We start from the raw sequence: 324 nt of genomic DNA, 5'->3' as shown, positions 1-324 counted from the left end.
ACGCTACGGCGCTTCTGGTTTGCCATTTTCGCAAATCGCTCTGATTCGCGGTCCCTCGCTCACCATCGCTTCTCGGCATCCGTGCCTCGATTGCTCAATGGCTGCCCAACGCACCTTCGCCGCGCCGAGGGGTATTTGGAGTTGCCTGAAAATTCTGTGTTAAACAATTTTGAATTGGTGGTTATTACCTTTCAATTAACGTCACAAATCAGCCAACCATTGTAGCGGAGCAAGGTTTGCGGCATTAGCGGTAGTGTTCAAAATTCTGTGTCATTTCATTAAACTAAACGAAAAAGAGATGACACATGACCAATCCTACTTTCG

General features: G+C 47.2%; 1 protein-coding gene. It reads left to right on the top strand.

Translation table 11 applies throughout. The annotated features are described in order from the left end of the window. Positions 1–225 (top strand): hypothetical protein (locus L9G74_RS20080; RefSeq protein WP_238898543.1); only part of this gene is annotated, 225 nt, incomplete at its 5' end. Positions 226–324: the final 99 nt, after the last annotated feature.

Origin of the sequence: Shewanella electrica, assembly GCF_022321485.1 — a bacterium.
GTDB classification, from domain to species: domain Bacteria; phylum Pseudomonadota; class Gammaproteobacteria; order Enterobacterales; family Shewanellaceae; genus Shewanella; species Shewanella electrica.
The sequence above is the reverse complement of the archived record's forward strand: the minus strand, read 5'-3'. Positions and strand labels throughout refer to the sequence as shown.